This window comes from Streptomyces sp. B5E4, assembly GCF_039871555.1.
Taxonomy (GTDB): domain Bacteria; phylum Actinomycetota; class Actinomycetes; order Streptomycetales; family Streptomycetaceae; genus Streptomyces.
In genome coordinates this window covers 74,081-91,329 of sequence record NZ_JBDPMI010000027.1, presented here as the reverse complement: position 1 = coordinate 91,329, position 17,249 = coordinate 74,081, and the positions used below count along the sequence as shown (strand labels likewise).

Here is a 17,249-nt window from a genome sequence, read left to right as displayed (position 1 = left end):
CCTGCCGGTCAGGCGGTGCCCATGCCCTGGTTGTACCGTTCGCGCAGCTCGGGGAGGTACGTCCGCAGGTAGCGCTCGCTGAGCGCGCGGCCGTCGGCGTGCTGCACGCCGTGGACGTCGCGCAGGTAGCGGGCGAACGGGCGCGGGGAGGGGAAGCGGCCCTCGTCCAGCACGTATTGGCGGTAGAAGCCGAAGAGCGCGTCGTCGTACGGCACGCCGTCCGGCAGGCCGAGGACCTCGGTGGGGTCCTCGGTGGCGACGGGCTCCGGCACCGGCTCGGGTTCGGGCTCCTGCTCGGGCTCGGGGTCCGGGGGCGGCGGGGCGACGAAGGACGGCGCCTGCGGCGCGGACCGCGGGTGGCCGTTGACGGCGACGGGGGCGCGCAGGTCACGGCGGGGTGCGGGTCCCGGGATCGTCGCGACGGCCTCGGGGGCGGGCAGCGGCTCGGGCTCCGCCACGGGGACGGGCGCCTGCTCGGCCTGCGGGGCGGCGGCCGCGGGCGGATACGCGACCTGGGTGGGCGGTGCGGATCGCCTCGGCGGTGCGGTCTGCACGGGCGGCACGGCTTGCGCGGTCTGTGCGGTTCGTACGTCCTGTGCGGCCTGTGCGGTCTGCATGACCTGCGCCGTCTGCGGGACCTGTGCGACCTGCGCCGCCCGGGTGACCGGCACAGGCTCGGCCGCCCCCGCGCCCCCCGGCGCCAGCTCCGCCTGCGGCGTCTGCGGCCGCAGCGGTGCGTCGATGCCCGCCGCCGCCAGCCCCGCCTGCGCCGTCTCCGCCAGCGGCACCCCGTACCGCGCCAGCTTCAGCGGCATGACCGCCTCCACCGGCGCCTTCCGCCGCCAGGCGCGCCCGTAGCGGGCGCGCAGCCGGGCGCGGTAGACCATGCGGTCCTGTTCGAGGCGGATGACCTCCTCGTACGAGCGCAGCTCCCACAGCTTCATCCGCCGCCAGAGCCGGAACGTGGAGGGGAAGGCCAGCAGCCAGCGCGAGACGCGCACGCCCTCCATGTACTTGTCGGCGGTGATGTCCGCGACCCGCCCGATCGCGTGCCGCGCGGCCTCCACCGCCACCACGAACAGCACCGGGATGATCCCGTGCATGGCGACCCCGAGAGGGTCGGGCCACGCCGCCGCGCCGTTGAAGGCGATCGTCGCCGCCGTCAGCAGCCAGGCCGTCTGCCGCAGCAGCGGGAACGGGATGCGGATCCAGGTCAGCAGCAGGTCGAGCGCCAGGAGCACCACGATGCCGGCGTCGATGCCGATGGGGAAGAAGACCGCGAAGTCGCCGAAGCCCTTCTTCTCGGCGAGGTCGCGCACGGCCGCGTAGGACCCGGCGAAGCCGATCGCCGCGATCACCACCGCGCCGAGGACGACGACGGTGACGAGTATGCGGTGCGTTCGGTTCATGCGTATCGCAGGAGCCCTGTCCACGCGCCGTTCCCTCTCCGCTGGCGATCACCGGCCGCCCCGGGCCCGGCCCGGAGCCACGCTAGCCTCGCACGGCTGTACGGGCTTGCGTATGCAGGTTCGCTCACTTCACCGCGGCCAGGGCCTCCTTGGTCGCCTTCTCGGCGTCCTTCAGCAGGTCGGCGGACTTGGGCTGATCCGAGCCCTGGAAGCCGGCGCCGTGGTAATTGACGGTGACGACGACGTTTTCGTGCAGGGAGACCACCGTCTGCTTGCGGTAGTCCTGCTTGTCCTCGGTCGTCTCGTACGTGAACCCCGCGGCCTTCTGGCCCAGTCCCGACGGCGCCGAGGACTTCATGCCCTTGGCGTTCTCGACGGCCTCGGCGGCCTTGACCTGCTTGCCGTAGTACTCCGCGGCGCGGTCGGCGCCGCTGCCGACGGCCGGGTCGGAGTCGTAGCGCTGGTAGGAGACGTCGAGCCAGCGCCACTGGTAGCCGTCCAGGCCGTCCCAGGCGCAACTGCTGCGCTGGGAGGTGTCGGCGGACTTGCCCGCCTTGCCGGCGGTGTTCTTCGCGCCCGGCACCAGGTCCTTGATGCTGTCCTTCGCGAGCGCGGCGCAGGGGTCGGGCAGCTTGGCGAACTTCGCCGGCTCGACCTGCGGCTCGCTGCTCTCCGTGGACGGTGCGGCGCTGCCCGGCTTGCCGCTGTCGCCGCCGTCGTCGCCGGAGGAGCAGCCGGCGGTGAGGAGTATCACGGGCACGGCCGCAGCGGCCAGGACTCGGGGGATGCGGGTCGTAGAGCGGTGCATGGGTCCTTCATCACTCGGTCGTCGGGCGGCGCGTGGTGGGGGCACGACGCCCCTGGGCCAGGCGCCTCGCGAGCGCCGGCTTGCGAGCGTACCCGCCGGCGCCGACGGCGTACGGGCGACCGGGGCGGCCGGGACGTCAGTCGGCGAGCCGGTCGGCGAGCTGGTCGGCCACCTGCTGGGCGCGCTGTTGCAGCTCAGCGCTGTCCGGCGGCTCGACGTCCGCGGTGTGCCACTGGTCATACGTGACGGTCACCACGACGTTCGACGTGCGGAACACCACTGTCACCTCGCGCTGCACCCCGGTGTCCCCGCCGGCGGTCCTGTCGTCGAGGAACGACTCGTCGCCGATGCCGTCGAGGAGGCGGGGGGCGATGGTCTCGGCGGGACTGGAGTCGTCGTCGGGGGAGTCGGTGCCGGAGGCGGTGCCGTCGTCCGGGCTCCCGCCCGTGCTGCCGTTCGTGCCGCCGTTCGTGCCTTCTTCGGAGCTTTCGCCGCCCGCCTCGGCGCTGTCCCCGCCCGACCCCGGCTCATCGCTCGCGCCGGCGTCCCCGTCCCTGCCGCCGTCCGGCGGGCTGCTCCGGCCCGTGGCCGGGACGCCGCCCGAGGCGTTGCCGGTCTCCGCCTTGTCGGGCAGGTCGGGCCGGCCGTTGCTCACGTCGACGTCGTGTTCCTCGGCCCGCTCGGCGTAGACCTGGGCGGCCTGCTGGTCGTCGCTGACCTCGTCGTCGTACGACACGATCCGCTCGAACTGCAACTCCAGCTTGTGCCCGCCCTCCGTGGTCTCCCGCTCCCAGCGGCAGCCCACCTGACGGTCGGCGTCGTACGTCAGGTCCGGCTCGCCGGCAAGGGCGTCCTCGGCGTCCTCGGAGTTCTCGGCGTCCTCGTCGCTCTCCTCGTCCGCCGCCCCGGGCAGCAGGTCCTCCAGCGTCCCGGCGCCGAGCGCCGTGCACGGCTCGGGCAGCGTGCTGTACCTCCCCGAGGGCACCGTCGCCGAGCTGGCGCCGGCGCCACCGGTCTGGCTGTCGACCGCGCCGCTGCCCTCGTCCGAGCCGGTGCAGCCCGCCAGGACGACCGCGAGCACGGCGGCCGTCGTCACGGCCGGCGCGAGTGCCCTTCGCTGCACGGGAGAAGGCTCCTTCCGACTCCAGGACATGGTGCCGTCCGCAGGTGGCGGACGACCACCATGTTTATCGCACGTCCTGCCGGTTCGTCCGGTCGGGTGTCCGCCGTAAGGCGGATGACCCGCTTATCTTGTCGCATGGGTGCGGGAGGTGGGCATGTCCTGCGTCATCACGCGCTGCGGGCCGGGATGTTCCACCCGAGAAGTACGGGTCTGTCGTGTTCCGTACCGAGGACCGACAGCGTGGCGGTCTCCAGCCGGTACAGCGCGCCCGCGGCCGGGTGCTGGCCCAGCCGGCGGGCGGTGAGGACGCGCAGGACGTGCCCGTGGGCGACGAGCAGCACGTCGCCGTCCGTCTCCTGCCGCGCCGCGTCCGCGACGGCCAGTACCTCGTCGCAGCGGTGCCCGACGGCCGCCAGGGTCTCGCCGGGGTGGCCGGGGCCGCCCGCGGGAACGCCGTCGTGCCACAGGTCCCAGCCGGGGCGCTCGGCGCGGATCTCCGGGGTGGTCAGGCCCTCGTAGCCGCCGTAGTCCCACTCCTGGAGCCGCGGTTCCAGCACCGCGCCGCGGCCGCCGGGCAGAGCCAGCTCCGCCGTGCGCACCGCGCGCTGCAGCGGGCTGCAGAGCACGGTGGCGATGCGCCGCCCGGCGAGCAGCGGGGCCAGCGCGCGGGCCTGGTCCTCGCCGGCGTCGGTCAGCGGCAGGTCCGTACGGCCCGTGTGGCGGCCGTCGCGGCTCCACTCCGTCTCGCCGTGCCGTACGAGCAGCAGGTCACCCATGGAGAGCTGTGCCTCCTTCTTTCTCCGCGGCGTCCAGCGCCTCGTCCAGGGCCAGTGCGGCCAAGATGAGCGCGAGGTGGGTGAACGCCTGCGGGAAGTTGCCGAGTTGTTCACCGGTGGGGCCGATCTCCTCGGCGAACAGCCCCACGTGGTTGGCGTACGTGAGCATTTTGTCGAACGCGTAGCGCGCCCGGTCCACGTGCCCCGCGCCGGCGAGGGCCGACACGTACAGGAAGCTGCACAGCGAGAACGTGCCCTCGCTGCCGCGCAGCCCGTCGGGGGCGGCGGACGGGTCGTAGCGGTGCACGAGGCTGTCGGTGACCAGCTCCGCCTCCATCGCCCGCAGCGTCGACAGCCAGCGCGGCTCGCGCGGCGCGACGAAGCCGACGAGCGGCATCAGCAGCAGCGAGGCGTCGAGCACGTCGGCGCCGTAGTGCTGGACGAACGCCTGCCGCCGCGGGCTGAAGCCGCGTTCCATGACCTGCTCGAAGATCGCGTCGCGCGCGGCGGTCCAGCGGGTGACGTCGGCGGGGCGGGCGAGGTCCGTGGCCATGCGGATGCCGCGTTCGAAGGCGACCCAGCTCATCAGCCGGCTGTACGTGAAGTCCTCGGGCCCGCCGCGGGTCTCCCAGATGCCCTCGTCGGGGCGGTCCCAGTGGTCGGCGAGCCAGTCGAGGAGGGCGGCGAGAGAGCGCCAGGCGTCGTAGCCGGCGGGGCCTGCGGTGCGGCTGGCTAGGGCAAGGGCGTAGACGGCCTCGCCGTAGATGTCGAGCTGGAGCTGGTCGGCGGCGCCGTTGCCGGCGCGTACGGGGGCGGAGCGGCGGTAGCCCTCCCAGTGCGGCAGGATCTCCTCGGGCAGGTGGGGGTCGCCGTCGACGCGGTACATGGTCTGCAGCGGCTCGCCGGTGACGGTGCCGCGGGGGATGCCGCCGGCGCCGTCGGCGGCCTCGGCGCTGCCGGTGGCCGAGCGCGCGGCGTGGGCGGCGCCGAGGAGATCGCCGAGCCAGCGCCGGTAGGCGTCCGCCTCGGCGGCGTAGCCGAGGTCGAGGAGGGCGCCCACGGACAGGGAGGCGTCCCGGATCCAGGTGTAGCGGTAGTCCCAGTTCCGCTCGCCGCCGATCTGCTCCGGCAGCCCCATGGTCGCGGCGGCCACGGGGGCGCCGGTCGGGGCGTACGTCAGCAGCTTCAGCGTGATCGCGGAGCGGGTGACCACCTCGCGCCAGCGGCCCCGGTAGGTGCAGCGGGCGGTCCAGCGGTGCCAGTAGGCCCGTACCTTGCTCAGCTCGCGGTGCACGCCCTGCTCGTACGCGGACGGGGGCGGCTCGGCGCCGGGGGCGGACACGGTGAACACCGCCGCCGCGGTGCGGCCCTGCGCCAGCTCCAGCACGGCGCGCACGTCGTCGCCGTCGCGGGTCAGCGCGCCGACCGGGCCGAGGAGCTGGAGGTGCCCGTCGGCGGTGGCGGCGCGGAAACGGGCGGTGCGGCCGTCGAGTTCGAGCCGGTGCGGGTCACGGCCGTAGTCGAAGCGGGGGCTGCAGTCGAGCGTGAAGCGCATCGGGCCGCGCAGGGCCCGTACGAGCCGGATCACCTGGTGCGTGTCCGTGGCCTCCTCCGGACGGTCCACCGGCATGAAGTCCAGCACCTCGCCGATGCCCCCGGTGGACAGGAAGCGGGTGACGAGGACGGCGGTGCCGGGGAGGTAGATCTGGCGGGGGACGGCGTCGGGGGCGTCGGCGGTGACCGCGAAGCGCCCGCCGCGCTCCGCGTCGAGGAGGGCGCCGAAGACGCTGGGGGAGTCGACGCGCGGCGCGCACAGCCAGTCGACCACGCCGTCGGCGGAGACCAGCGCGACGGTCTGCAGGTCTCCGATGATGCCGTGGTCCGCGATCGGCGGGTACGGGCCCGGGGTCACCGGAGTTGTCCGAGGGCGCCAGGTCCTTCAGGGCGGAGGTGGACCGGACCCCTGCGGAGCAGGGTGGGGACAGACGTTCCGCGGCCAGGGAGGCACGGTGTCGACCATGCAGTCGGCATGGATTGTCAGTCCTTCCCCGTAGGTTCGGGATCGTGACGACAGCAGCGGTAGCCGACGACGCCGGGCGTGCCCGCTATACGTACCGGCTGCGCGTGTCGTCGACCGCCGCCGCGGCCCTGGAGGCGGAGTGGGCGCGGTGCCGGTGGATCTGGAACGAGTGCGTGGCCCGCTCGAAGAAGGCTCACGCCGACGGCGAGGAGTGCGGGCCAGCCCGGCTGGACAGGATGCTCACCCGGGCCCGTCGTGTGACGCCGTGGTTGGCGGCGGGGCCCTCGGTGCCGCAGCAGCAACTTATCCGGGACTTTGGCAAGTCCCGATCGAAGGCGTTGAAGGACATCCGGGAGGGGGCGCCCGTGTGGCGGCGGGCCGGAATGCCCCGCTACAAGAGGAAGCGGGACACGCGGTCGTCGCTGAATTACACCCGGCGCGGGTTCCGGCTCGAAGACGGTCGCCTCCGCTTGGCCGGCGGGATCGTGGTGCGTCCGGTGTGGTCGCGTGAGCTGCCCGGGCTTCCGTCGTCGGTACGCGTGTACCAGGACGGCACCGGCGCCTGGTACTGCTCGTTCGTCGTGCCCGCCGTGAGCGAACAGATGCCTGCCACTGGGCGGGTGATCGGCATCGATTGGGGTGTCAGGGAGGTCGCCACCACCACCTGCGACGCTCATGATCTGCCACACCCGCAGCACGGCAGGGCCGCTGCGCAACGCCTGGCGCGTTATCAGCGGCAGATGGCCCGACGCGGCCGGCCGAGGGGCAGGGCGCAGTCGCGGGGCTACCAGCGGGCGCGGCTCCATGCCGCGAAGGCACACCGGAAGGTAGCGCGGCAGCGCCAGGACACGGCCCGCAAGTGGGCCAAGCAGGTCGTCCGCGGTCATGACGCACTCGCGGTGGAGGACTTCCGCCTGAAGTTCCTGACCAAGACATCGATGGCGCGCAAGGTCGCGGACGGGGCGATCGGTGCGACCAAGGCCGCGCTCGTCGAGATGGCCCGCAAACACGGCCGTGATCTGCGGCTCGTCGATCCCGCGCACACTACGATGGACTGCGCTCAGTGCATGACGAGAACCAAGCATGCACTCCCTCTTTCAGAACGAACGTATACCTGCACTGCGTGCGGAGCCGTGTCCCCCCGGGACAAGAACTCTGCTCACGTGATGCTGGTCCGGGCTGGTCTCAACCCGGTTGGTGCTGATCGCATAAGACTCGTGTGTCCGCTGGACGAACGAGCAGCGTGAGCCACGAATCTCCTCTCTTCGGGGAGGAGAGGACTCAAGACGGCACTTCCTTCCACGACGACTCTCCCGCACCCGGCACGCGACGGCTGCCGCGGCGCGGCCATTCGGGTGCCGGGGCCGTGCCCGGGGGGTCTACGGCTCGCGGTACACCTTGTAGTTCGCGGCCTGCGCCCGGGGCCGTACGACGAGGAGGTCGACGTTCACGTGCGCCGGGCGGGTCACGGCCCAGGTGATGGTGTCCGCCACGTCCTCCGACGTCAGCGGCTCCTTCACGCCCGCGTACACGGCGGCGGCCTTCTCCGCGTCGCCGCGCATCCGCGTCACCGCGAAGCCCTCGGTGCGGGTCATGCCGGGGGCGATCTCGATGACCCGTACGGGCCGGCCGTTCAGCTCCAGCCGCAGGGTGGCGGCGATGCTGTGCTCGGCGAACTTCGCGGCGACGTAGCCTCCGCCGCCCTCGTAGACGGCGTGGCCCGCGGTGGAGGTGACGATGACCACCGTGCCGTCGCCGGAGGCGACGAGGGCGGGCAGCAGCGCCTGGGTGAGGTTGAGCGTGCCGATGACGTTCACCTCGTACATCGCCCGCCAGTCGGCGGGGTCGCCGGCCTCGACCTGCTCGGTGCCCAGGGCGCCGCCGGCGTTGTTCACGAGGACGTCGCAGCCGTCGAGGGAGGCGGCGAAGGCGTCCACGGCGGCGCGGTCGGTGACGTCGAGGGCGTACGGAGTGGCCGCGTACCCGGCCTCGGTCAGCTCGGCGGCGAGCGCGTCTATACGGTCCTTGCGGCGGGCGGTCAGGACGACATGGTGACCGGCGGCGGCGAGCTGACGGGCCGTGGCCGCGCCGATGCCGCTGCTCGCGCCGGTGACGACTGCGGTAGGCATACGGCAAGGATAAGCAGGTGGGCGGGGGGTGCGGGCGGGGCGGGGTGCAGGGGGTGTGGGCTGGGGATTCCAGGTGAGTACAAGGTTCCGCCCAGGTGGGTGGGGGAGGGTGTGGCGTCTCGTATCCGATGTCGGAAGGACGGTACAGATGATCACGCTCCTGGAACCCGGGACGAGCACTGTCGCCACGACGATGAAGGGCGGCCCCAGTGTCGGGGGGCGCCGTCCGGCGACGGCGAAGGGCGGCCCCGGTGTCGGTTCGCGCCGCCCGGCCACCGCGAAGGGCGGCCCCGGCATGGGGACGCGTCAGGAGGCGGGCGTCCCGGTCACGGCGAGGGGCGGCGGGCCCGCTGTCGGTGGCCGTCGCCGGACCGAGCGGGTCCCGACCACGGCGAAGGGCGGTATCGGCGTCGGTACCCGCCGTCCCGTCCGCGTTCCCGCCACCGCGAAGGCCGGCTCCGGTATCGGCGGTCGGCGGCGCTGCGTCCCCGTCGGTTCCGGTCGGGGCTAGCAGTCCGGTCTCGGGGGACGGAGGACCACGCATGGGACACGGAGAGATCGCGGTTCAGCGGTGGGAAGGGCTGGAGTGTGCTTCCCATCTCGACATCGTGCTGCCGATGTACAAGGAGGTCTGGGCCGAGCCGCCGTACTGCGAAGGTCCCAGGGAGACCGCCGAGTTCGTCGACCGCTTCGCGCAGGAGGTCTTCCTCCCCCGCGCCCGCCTCGTCGTCGCCCGCGTCGAAGGCCGGCCCGTCGGCTACGCCTTCGGCTATCCCCTCCCGCCCGACACCGGCTGGTGGAAGGCCATGGACGAGGAGATGCCGCCGGAGTTCGCGGCCGAGAACGGCCGCCGCACGCTGGCCGTCGTCGAACTCGCCGTACGCGCCGGAAGCCGGCGCCGGGGCATCGCCGCCCGGCTGCATGAGCAACTCCGCGACGGCCTCGGCGTCGAGCGCGTCACGCTCGCCGTACGCGCCGAGAAGGAGGCGGCACCCGCCCACGCGGCCTACGCCTCCTGGGGCTACCGCCGGATCGGCCACTGGCGGCCCGCCGACGACAAGCCCGAATCCCGCATCATGCTGCTGACCCTGCCGCCCGCCGGCACCGACGGCGAGGCGGGATGAAAGCCGCGGACCCCCGTACCCCACTGCCCCCGGCAGGGCTGCTGCGGGAGCGGGGGTTCCGCCTCTACTGGTCCGCGCACAGCATCTCGCTGATCGGCGACGAGATCACGATTCTGGCGATCCCCCTCGCCGCGGTGCTGCTGCTCGACGCCGGTGCGGCCGAGATGGGCTGGCTGACGGCTGTCGCTCTGCTGCCCTCCCTCCTGCTGTCGATCCCCGGCGGCGCCTGGGCGGACCGGCAGGTGAGCCGCCGCAGGGCGATGATCGTCTCCGACCTCGGCCGGTTCGCGGCCGTCGCCTCCGTGCCCGTCGCGTATGCGATGGACGCGCTGACGATGACGCACCTCTACGTGACCGAGTTCGTCGTCGGCGCCCTCACCGTGCTGTTCCGCGTCTGCAACCACCACGTCTACGCCTCCGTGCTCACCGCGGACCGGTACGTGGACGGCAACGCGCTGCTCACCGGCAGCCGGTCCGCCGCCGCCGTCGCGGGACCCGGTGCGGGCGGGGCGCTGGTCCAGGTGCTGACGGCCCCGTTCGCGCTGGTGCTCGACGCGGTGACGTATCTGGTCTCGGCGGTGTGCCTGGGACGTATCGAGGCGACGGAGGCGCCGCCCGCGCGGCAGGAGGGGAGCGGGCTGACGGACGGGCTGCGCTGGGTGACGGCGCACCGCACCCCGGGCCTGCTGCTGGCCGGGGTCGCGACGCTCAGTCTGTGCAACACGTTCCTGATGACGCTGCTGGTGCTGTACGCGACCTCCGAGCTGGGCCTGTCCCCCGGAACGCTGGGGCTGGTGTTCGCCATGATCGGGCTCGGCGGCCTGACCGGGTCCTCTCTCGCGCCGCGCGTCGTCCGGCGGATCGGTGTGGGCCCGGCGATCGTCGCGGGATTCCTCGGGTTCAGCCTGCCCATGCCGCTCATTCCCCTTGTGGAGGGCCCGCTGCCGCTGGTGGTCATGGTGCTCGCCGTCGCGCAGTTCGGCTCCGGTTGCGGATCCGCGGTTCTCGACATCCCGGCCAACAGCTACCTGATCGCCGTCATCCCGCCGACGCTGCGCTCCCGGGTGATGGCCGTCGTCCAGACCGCCAACTTCGGCGTACGGCCTCTCGCCGCCGTGCTCGCGGGCACCCTGGGCACGGTGCTCGGCCTGCGGCCGACCCTGTGGATCGGCACGGTGGGCGCCGTGCTGGCTGTCCTGTGGCTTCTCCCGTCCGGGCTGCGGCATGTCAGGGCCCTGCCGACGACGCCTGACATCCCGGCGCCCGACACCCCCGCGAAGGCCGCCGCGGAGTGAGTCCGGTGCGCCCGCCCGTTGCCCGCGCGCGCCCGTCCGTGCACCCGTCCATGGCGTAGGACAGGCTGCACAGCGGCGGTCCCGGCGTGCGAGGCTGTCAGCTTGCGAGCTGCGGAGTGCGCGGGCGGCGGGCCGGAAGGAGTGCCGGATGTATCTGGTCGCGGGTGCGGGGGGCAACGTCGGATCCGAGGTGGTCAGGGCGCTCGCCGAGCAGGGCGCCGAGGTCCGCGCGCTCAGCCGCGGCGGCGAGCTGTCCGGCCTGCCCCCGCGCGCCACCGCCGTGGGCGGCGACCTCGACGACCCCGCGTCCCTGGCCGGGCCCCTCGACGGCGTCGACGGCGTCTTCCTGCTGCCCGGCCACCGCGACATGCCCGGTCTCCTCGCCCAGGTCGTCCGCGCCGGCGTGGCCCGCGTCGCGCTGCTCTCCGGCCGCTCCGCCGGCAGCGGCGACATGGGCAACGCCGTCACCGCGTACATGATCCGCTCCGAGGAGGCCGTCCGCGCCGCCGGCATCCCGTGGACCGTCGTGCGCCCCAGCGCCTTCGCCGCCAACGCGCTGCGCTGGCGGCCGCAGTTGCGCTCCGGCGACGTGGTGCGCGGCCCCTTCGCCGACGTGCCGGTCGCCTGCATCGACCCGTACGACGTGGGCGAGGTCGTCGCCGACACGCTCCTCGGCGACGGGCACGAGGGCAAGGTCTACGAGCTGTCCGGCCCCGAGCCGCTGCTGCCCGGCGAGCAGGTCGACGTCCTCGGCGACGTGCTCGACCGGCCGCTGCGCTTCGAGGGCCTGGACGACGCGACGGCCCGCGCGGAGATGGCCGCGGCCATGCCGCAGGAGTACGTGGACGCCTTCTTCGACTTCTACCGCGGCGGCGCGCTGGACGAGTCGCCGGTGCTGCCGACGGTGTACGACATCACCGGGCGCGAGCCCCGTACGTTCGAGCAGTGGGCGCAGGCCCACGCCGACGCCTTCGCCACCTGATCCCCGTTCCCCCGGGGGCTTTTCCGCTCCGGGTCGCCCCTCCGGCGATGAGTTTTCGTGCATCACGCAGTCAGTCCAGGTAGCGGGTGCCGCGGAAGCGACCAGAGAGGGCGGATCGGCGATGGCTACGGTGAACACGGCGGCCGGGGAGGACTTCCTCCGGTTGTCCGACCCCTACCGGCGCGAGCTGCTGGCGCACTGTTACCGCATGCTCGGGTCCGTACACGACGCCGAGGATCTGGTGCAGGAGACGTACCTGCGCGCCTGGCGGTCGTACGACGGCTTCGAGGGCCGCTCCTCGCTGCGCACCTGGCTGCACACCATCGCCACCCGCGTCTGCCTCACGGCCCTGGAGCGGCGGCAGCGCCGCCCCCTGCCCACGGGGCTCGGCGGCCCCGGCGACGACCCGGCCGGGCAGCTCACCGAGCGGGCCGAGGTGCCGTGGCTGGAGCCGGTGCCGGACGTGCTGGTCGAGCCGGCGGAGGGGGACCCGGCGGCGGTCGTCGGGTCGCGGGAGTCCGTGCGGCTCGCGTTCGTCGCCGCGCTCCAGCACCTGCCGCCGCGGCAGCGTGCGGTGCTGCTGCTGCGCGACGTCCTGCGCTGGAAGGGGGCGGAGGTCGCCGAGCTGCTGGAGACGTCGACGGCGTCGGTCAACAGCGCGTTGCAGCGCGCCCGGGCGCAGGTGGAGAAGGCCGCGCCGAGTGAGGAGTCGGTCGCCGAGCCGGCCGACGCGGCGCAGCGCGAGCTGCTGGACCGCTATGTCGAGGCGTTCGTGACCAAGGACGTGCGGGAGATCGTGCGCCTCTTCACCGAGGACGTGATCTGGGAGATGCCGCCGGTCCCCGAGTGGTTCCGCGGGCCGGATCAGGTGGCGACGCTCGTCACCGTGCAGTGCCCGTACGCGCCCGGGGAGGCCCGGCTGCTGCCGGTGGGCCTCAACGGGCAGCCGGGCTACGCCTTTTACACCCGCGGCCCGGACGGCGACCATCATCCGTTCGCGCTGCACGTGCTGACCCTCGCGCCCGGCGGGCGCGCCGTCGCGCACGTCGGCTGCTTCTTCGACACGTCGCTGTTCGCCACCGCCGGCCTGCCGGCCGTCCTGACCGACAAGGGGAGCCGATGAGGCCCGATGGGAGCGCGCCCACGGCGCTGCTCGGCGGCGTGGCGCTGCTGGAGCGGTCGGTGACGTACGCCCTGGGCGTGCTGCACCGCGTCGGCCCCGGCGACCTGCGGCGGCCCACGCCGTGCGCGCAGTGGGACCTCGGCCAGCTCCTCGCGCACGTCGGCGACTCCCTCGCGGCGCTCAACGAGGCCGCGGACACCGGCCACATCGCCCTCAAGCCGCAGGCCGCGTACAGCCTCGCCGACCCGGTCAGGGCGGTACGGGACCGGGCCAGGCGGCTGCTCGGCGCGTGGGCGGCGGTGCGGCGGCGGGAGCTGGTGACCGTCGGCAGCCTGCCGCTGGCGGCGGCGGTGGTGACGTGCACGGGCGCGCTGGAGCTCACGCTGCACGGCTGGGACCTGGCCCGGGCCAGCGGGCAGCGGGAGCAGGTGCCGCCGGCGCTGGCGGAGGAACTGCTGGAGCTGGCGCCGCTGTTCGTGGCGCCGGAGGACAGGCCGGTGCGGTTCGCGGCGGTGCAGTGGGTGCGGGAGGGGGCGGAGCCGGGGGAGCGGCTGGTGGCGTACTCGGGCCGAAGGCCGGACTGGGCGGGCTGAAGGGGGCGTACGGGACGGGGCCGCCCGCGCCGTACGGGACGGGGTCGGCCCGTTCCGTACGGGAGCGGGCGAGGCGCCGCCCGGGGCGGCCTGTGACGGGGCCGGCGCGGGCGGCGCGGCGCGTGTGCTCAGTCCGGGGTGCCCTCGGCGTACCGCGACGGCGGCGCGCCCACCGTCGCCGTGAAGTCCCGCGTCAGGTGGGCCTGGTCCGCGTAGCCCAGGTCCGCCGCCAGCGCCGCGAGGTCCAGCGCCGCCCCCGCGTCCGCCCGTGCCGCCGCCTCCTGGATCCGGGCCCGCCGCAGCACCCACTTCGGGCTCGCCCCGACGTACTCCGCGAACAGCCGCTGCAGCCGCCGTACGGACATCCCCGCCCCCGCCGCGACCTGGTCCACCCGCAGCAGCCCCGGCTCCGCCGCGATCCGCGCCACCACGGCCGCCGCCTCCTGCGCAGCCGGCTCCGGCGCCGCCGGCAGCAGCGTCCGCAGGAAGTCCTCCGCCAGCGCGCACATCTCCGTCAGCCGGCCCGCCCCCAGCACCGCCCGGCCCACCTCCGCCGCTTCCGGACCGAGCAGCTCCGCCGCCGGCACCCGCCGGTCCACCAGCTCCGCGACGGGCCCCGCCGTCAGCGGCCGGAAGCCGCCCGGCCGGAACCGCACCCCGAGCACCTGCCCGCCGCCCGCCAGCCGGCGCACGAACAGGTCGCGCTGCACCCCGTACACCAGCGGCTCGGGCTTCTCGAAGACCAGGTGCAGGTTCGGGTGCGTGAGGACCTTCGTGTCGTACGTGGCCGCGCCCGGCAACTGCCAGCGCACGTGCCAGAACCAGTCGACGAAAGGCGCCAGCGCCGCACCGGGCCGGCGTCGGTCCAGCGAGGCGAGCCGGGCGTGCTCGCCGGGGTGCAGGACGCCGTGCGCGTCGTCGAATCCGGAGCCGGGCATACGCGCAGCGTAGCTGTCGCGTTTGTTCAAGACCGGCCGTGCCGCCCGCCGTACGTTCGCCCGTATGAGCAGCGAGAACAGCCGGAACGCCGAGGTGTACGCGTTGATGAGGGAGTGCGCCGCCGAGGCGGCGCGCGTGGCCCGGGGGGTACGGCCGGAGCAGTTGGCGGGCCCCACGCCCTGCGCGGAGTGGGACGTACGCGCCCTCGTCAACCACTGGGTCTGCTTCACCTCCCACGGCCTGGAGCACCGGGCCCTGCGCACCCCGCTCCCCGAGGAGATGCCGAAGCGGGACTTCGCCGCGGAGCCCGGCTGGGCGGAGGCGTACGCCGCGCAGCTCGACCGGGCCCTCGCCGCCTGGGCGGCGCCCGCGGCCTGGGAGGGCGACGTCGACCTCGGCTTCCTGGCGATGCCCGCGCCGGAGGTGGCGGCGGTGATCGTCAAGGAGATGGCGGTGCACGGCTGGGACGTGGCGCGGGCGACCGGGCAGGAGTTCCGGGCGTCGGCGGGGGTGGCGGCGCTGGTGCTGCGGGTCGCGGAGGACCACGGCGAGATGTACCGGCAGTACGACGGCTTCGCCGACGCCGTGCCCGTACCGCGGGACGCTCCCGCCTTCGACCGCGCCCTGGCCGCGACGGGCCGCGACCCGCGGCACCCGGCCGGCTGACCCCGGGGCGCTACGCCAGCTCGAAGCCGGTCGTCGACGGGATGTGCGCCGGCACCGCCTCGTGGCGGTCGCCGACGTTCACCGTGCCGGCCGGCTCGAACATCATGATCGCCGTGCCGGGCGCGGCCACCGGCCGGTGCTCGACGCCGCGCGGCACGGTGAACACCGCGCCCCTGGGCAGCGTGACCGTACGCTCGCCGCCGCCCGGCTCCCGCAGGCCGATGCGCAGCTCGCCCTCGACGACGAGGAAGAACTCGTCGGTGTGCTCGTGTACGTGCCACAGGTGCTCGCCCTCGGCGTGGGCGATCTTGACGTCGTAGTCGTTGACACGCGCGACGACGTGCGGGCTCCACGGCTCCGCGATGCGCTCCAGCGCGTCCCGCAGGGCCACGGGTTCGACGGCCTCACTGTTCACGGTTCAGTCCTCCTTCTGCCCGGCCATGTGCCCGGCCTTGTGCTCGACGCGGTAACCGACCTTCAGCACCCCGCCCTTGACCTTCACCGAACGCAGCGCGAAGCCCGTGAGCCGGTCGAGCGACGTCACGTGGGTGCCGCCGCACGGATCCGCGGGCAGCCCCGCGACGGTGACGAGCCGGCGCCCGTCCCGCTGCTCCGCGCCGACCCTCAGGCCGGCGTCGATCGCCTGCCGGGTGCGCTCCTCGACCTCGGCCGCGAGCCGCGCCAGGTCCGGCCGCGGGCCGTCGCCCGCGTCGAACTCGATGCGGGCCTGGCCGGGGAAGTGGTTGCTCACCCGGTGCCGGTAGCCCGCCTGCCGGACGAAGCCGTCGACGACGTGACCGCAGGTGTGCAGGGCGGCGTGGCGGAGCCGGGCGGTGCGGTCGACGGCCGCGGTGACCAGCTCGCCGGGTGCGAAGTTGCGGTCGCCGGGGTGGCCGAGGCGTACGACGTGCGCCGCCCGGGCGCCCGGGGGTGCGCCGGTGCCCGTCGCCTTGTACGGGCGTACCGGCACGCCGTCGACCGTGCCCGTGTCCGCGGGCTGGCCGCCGCCCTGGGGGTGGAAGACGTTTTCGGCGAGGGCGAGCCACGGGCCGTCCCCGGCGTCGCCCGCGTCGACGACGGCGGTGGTGACGGTGAAGCGGTAGGTGTCCTCAAGGTAGAGGTGGTGCTGTTCGATCACGGTCCCATCCTGCGCGTGACAGGCGAAGGCCGGGAGTGCTATGAATCGCACATGCCGCAAGGATCCTCGCAGCCGGGCCCGGGGCGTACGGCGCGCGGGCCGCACCGTGTCGCCATGCTCGTGGACGCCGGGTCGAACCCCTTCGAGATGGGCATCGCCACCGAGCTCTTCGGGCTGCGCCGCCCCGAGCTGGACATCGAATGGTACGACTTCACGCTCTGCGCCCCCGCCCCCGGCGTGCGCATGCACGACGGCTTCTTCACGCTCTCCGGCGTCCCCGGGCTGGCCGCCGCCGACGCCGCGGACACCGTGATCGTTCCCAACCGCCCCGACGACACCCCGCCCACCGCCCCCGTCGTCGCCGCCATCCGCCGCGCCGCCGACCGCGGCGCCCGGCTCGTCAGCTTCTGTACCGGCGCGTACGCCCTGGCCGCCGCCGGCGTGCTCGACGGCCGGCCGGCGGCGATCCACTGGCGCTGGGCCGACCGGTTCGCCGCCCGTCACCCGGCCGTACGGGTCCGGCGTGACGTGCTCTTCGTCGACGACGGTGACGTGCTCACCGCGGCCGGCAGCGCCGCCGCCCTGGACCTGGGGCTGCACCTGATCCGCCGCGACCACGGCGCCGAGGTGGCCAACCACGTCAGCCGCCGGCTCGTCTTCGCCGCCCACCGCGACGGCGGCCAGCGGCAGTTCATCGAGCGCCCGGTGCCGGCGGTGCCGGACGCCTCGCTCGCCCCGGTCCTCGCCTGGGCGGTGGAGCGGCTCGACCGGCCGCTGACCGTCGCCGACCTGGCCGGGTACGCCGCCGTCAGCCCCGCCACGCTGCACCGGCGCTTCGCCCGCGAGCTGGGCACCACGCCGCTGGCGTGGCTGACGGGGGAGCGGGTGGCGCTGGCGTGCCGGCTGATCGAGCGCGGCGAGTACCGGCTGGAGGTGGTGGCGCGGACGAGCGGGCTGGGCACGGCGGCGAACCTGCGGACGCAGGTGCGGCGGCGTACGGGGCTGAGCCCGTCGGCGTACCGGGCCCGCTTCGGTCCGGCGGGCGCCGCGGCCCCCGGGCCCGGCTCCGGCTCCGTACCCGAAAAAGGGGCGGGACCCGCGCCCCGCCCCTGCTAGCCTCCTCC

The 17,249-nt window shown here is 74.4% G+C and carries 17 protein-coding genes; 8 read left to right on the top strand and 9 right to left on the bottom strand.

All coding sequences use genetic code 11. The features are described from left to right. Nucleotides 1-8: 8 nt before the first annotated feature. The 5 genes from ABGA99_RS28100 to ABGA99_RS28080 form a co-directional block, all read right to left on the bottom strand. Nucleotides 9-1,409, bottom strand: coding sequence for a DUF2637 domain-containing protein (locus ABGA99_RS28100; protein WP_347583689.1), 1,401 nt, complete (start codon nucleotides 1,407-1,409; stop codon nucleotides 9-11). Between the two features lie 124 nt (nucleotides 1,410-1,533). After that, nucleotides 1,534-2,217, bottom strand: coding sequence for a DUF3558 family protein (locus tag ABGA99_RS28095; RefSeq protein ID WP_347580195.1), 684 nt, complete (start codon nucleotides 2,215-2,217; stop codon nucleotides 1,534-1,536). Between the two features lie 136 nt (nucleotides 2,218-2,353). Further along, nucleotides 2,354-3,340 (bottom strand): hypothetical protein, encoded by a 987-nt coding sequence (locus tag ABGA99_RS28090; protein WP_347583688.1) that lies wholly within the window; start codon nucleotides 3,338-3,340, stop codon nucleotides 2,354-2,356. Nucleotides 3,341-3,507: 167 nt separating this feature from the next. Next, nucleotides 3,508-4,116: a histidine phosphatase family protein gene (locus ABGA99_RS28085; RefSeq protein ID WP_347580193.1), complete on the bottom strand. Its 609-nt coding sequence runs from the start codon at nucleotides 4,114-4,116 to the stop codon at nucleotides 3,508-3,510. Further along, nucleotides 4,109-6,028: a glycoside hydrolase family 15 protein gene (locus ABGA99_RS28080; protein ID WP_347583687.1), complete on the bottom strand. Its 1,920-nt coding sequence runs from the start codon at nucleotides 6,026-6,028 to the stop codon at nucleotides 4,109-4,111. Before ABGA99_RS28080 ends, ABGA99_RS28085 begins: the two co-directional genes overlap by 8 nt. A 152-nt stretch (nucleotides 6,029-6,180) precedes the next feature. On the opposite strand from ABGA99_RS28080, the gene ABGA99_RS28075 reads away from it, so the two are divergent. After that, nucleotides 6,181-7,383 carry a transposase gene (locus ABGA99_RS28075; RefSeq protein ID WP_347580191.1) on the top strand — a complete coding sequence of 401 codons (1,203 nt, stop codon included), beginning with the start codon at nucleotides 6,181-6,183 and terminating at the stop codon, nucleotides 7,381-7,383. 132 nt (nucleotides 7,384-7,515) lie between these two features. Here ABGA99_RS28075 and ABGA99_RS28070 read toward each other — a convergent pair whose 3' ends face one another. Continuing rightward, nucleotides 7,516-8,265: an SDR family NAD(P)-dependent oxidoreductase gene (locus tag ABGA99_RS28070; RefSeq protein WP_347583686.1), complete on the bottom strand. Its 750-nt coding sequence runs from the start codon at nucleotides 8,263-8,265 to the stop codon at nucleotides 7,516-7,518. A gap of 542 nt (nucleotides 8,266-8,807) precedes the next feature. Between ABGA99_RS28070 and ABGA99_RS28065 the strand changes: the two genes are divergently transcribed. The 5 genes from ABGA99_RS28065 (at nucleotide 8,808) to ABGA99_RS28045 (ending at nucleotide 13,382) form a co-directional block, all read left to right on the top strand. Next, nucleotides 8,808-9,389 carry a GNAT family N-acetyltransferase gene (locus tag ABGA99_RS28065; RefSeq protein ID WP_347583685.1) on the top strand — a complete coding sequence of 194 codons (582 nt, stop codon included), beginning with the start codon at nucleotides 8,808-8,810 and terminating at the stop codon, nucleotides 9,387-9,389. After that, a complete protein-coding gene (locus ABGA99_RS28060; RefSeq protein WP_347583684.1) occupies nucleotides 9,386-10,684 on the top strand; it encodes an MFS transporter in 1,299 nt (432 codons plus the stop codon). Before ABGA99_RS28065 ends, ABGA99_RS28060 begins: the two co-directional genes overlap by 4 nt. Nucleotides 10,685-10,832: 148 nt before the next feature. Next, a complete protein-coding gene (locus ABGA99_RS28055) occupies nucleotides 10,833-11,666 on the top strand; it encodes an NAD(P)H-binding protein (RefSeq protein WP_347580187.1) in 834 nt (277 codons plus the stop codon). A gap of 121 nt (nucleotides 11,667-11,787) precedes the next feature. Next, on the top strand, nucleotides 11,788-12,789 hold the full coding sequence (locus tag ABGA99_RS28050; protein WP_347583683.1) for a sigma-70 family RNA polymerase sigma factor: 1,002 nt from the start codon (nucleotides 11,788-11,790) through the stop codon (nucleotides 12,787-12,789). Further along, nucleotides 12,786-13,382: a TIGR03086 family metal-binding protein gene (locus ABGA99_RS28045; RefSeq protein ID WP_347580185.1), complete on the top strand. Its 597-nt coding sequence runs from the start codon at nucleotides 12,786-12,788 to the stop codon at nucleotides 13,380-13,382. Before ABGA99_RS28050 ends, ABGA99_RS28045 begins: the two co-directional genes overlap by 4 nt. A gap of 128 nt (nucleotides 13,383-13,510) precedes the next feature. Here the strand turns inward: ABGA99_RS28045 and ABGA99_RS28040 are convergent, their stop codons facing one another. Further along, nucleotides 13,511-14,320, bottom strand: a complete 810-nt coding sequence (locus ABGA99_RS28040; protein ID WP_347580184.1) for a helix-turn-helix domain-containing protein — start codon at nucleotides 14,318-14,320, stop codon at nucleotides 13,511-13,513. 64 nt (nucleotides 14,321-14,384) lie between these two features. Between ABGA99_RS28040 and ABGA99_RS28035 the strand changes: the two genes are divergently transcribed. Beyond that, nucleotides 14,385-14,987, top strand: coding sequence for a TIGR03086 family metal-binding protein (locus ABGA99_RS28035; RefSeq protein WP_347580183.1), 603 nt, complete (start codon nucleotides 14,385-14,387; stop codon nucleotides 14,985-14,987). Between the two features lie 10 nt (nucleotides 14,988-14,997). On the opposite strand, the gene ABGA99_RS28030 is transcribed toward ABGA99_RS28035, so the two are convergent. Continuing rightward, nucleotides 14,998-15,402 (bottom strand): cupin domain-containing protein, encoded by a 405-nt coding sequence (locus tag ABGA99_RS28030; protein WP_347580182.1) that lies wholly within the window; start codon nucleotides 15,400-15,402, stop codon nucleotides 14,998-15,000. A gap of 3 nt (nucleotides 15,403-15,405) precedes the next feature. After that, on the bottom strand, nucleotides 15,406-16,125 hold the full coding sequence (locus ABGA99_RS28025) for an alanyl-tRNA synthetase (RefSeq protein ID WP_347583682.1): 720 nt from the start codon (nucleotides 16,123-16,125) through the stop codon (nucleotides 15,406-15,408). Nucleotides 16,126-16,239: 114 nt separating this feature from the next. Between ABGA99_RS28025 and ABGA99_RS28020 the strand changes: the two genes are divergently transcribed. After that, nucleotides 16,240-17,241: a helix-turn-helix domain-containing protein gene (locus ABGA99_RS28020; RefSeq protein WP_347583703.1), complete on the top strand. Its 1,002-nt coding sequence runs from the start codon at nucleotides 16,240-16,242 to the stop codon at nucleotides 17,239-17,241. The last annotated feature ends 8 nt before the right edge of the window (nucleotides 17,242-17,249 follow it).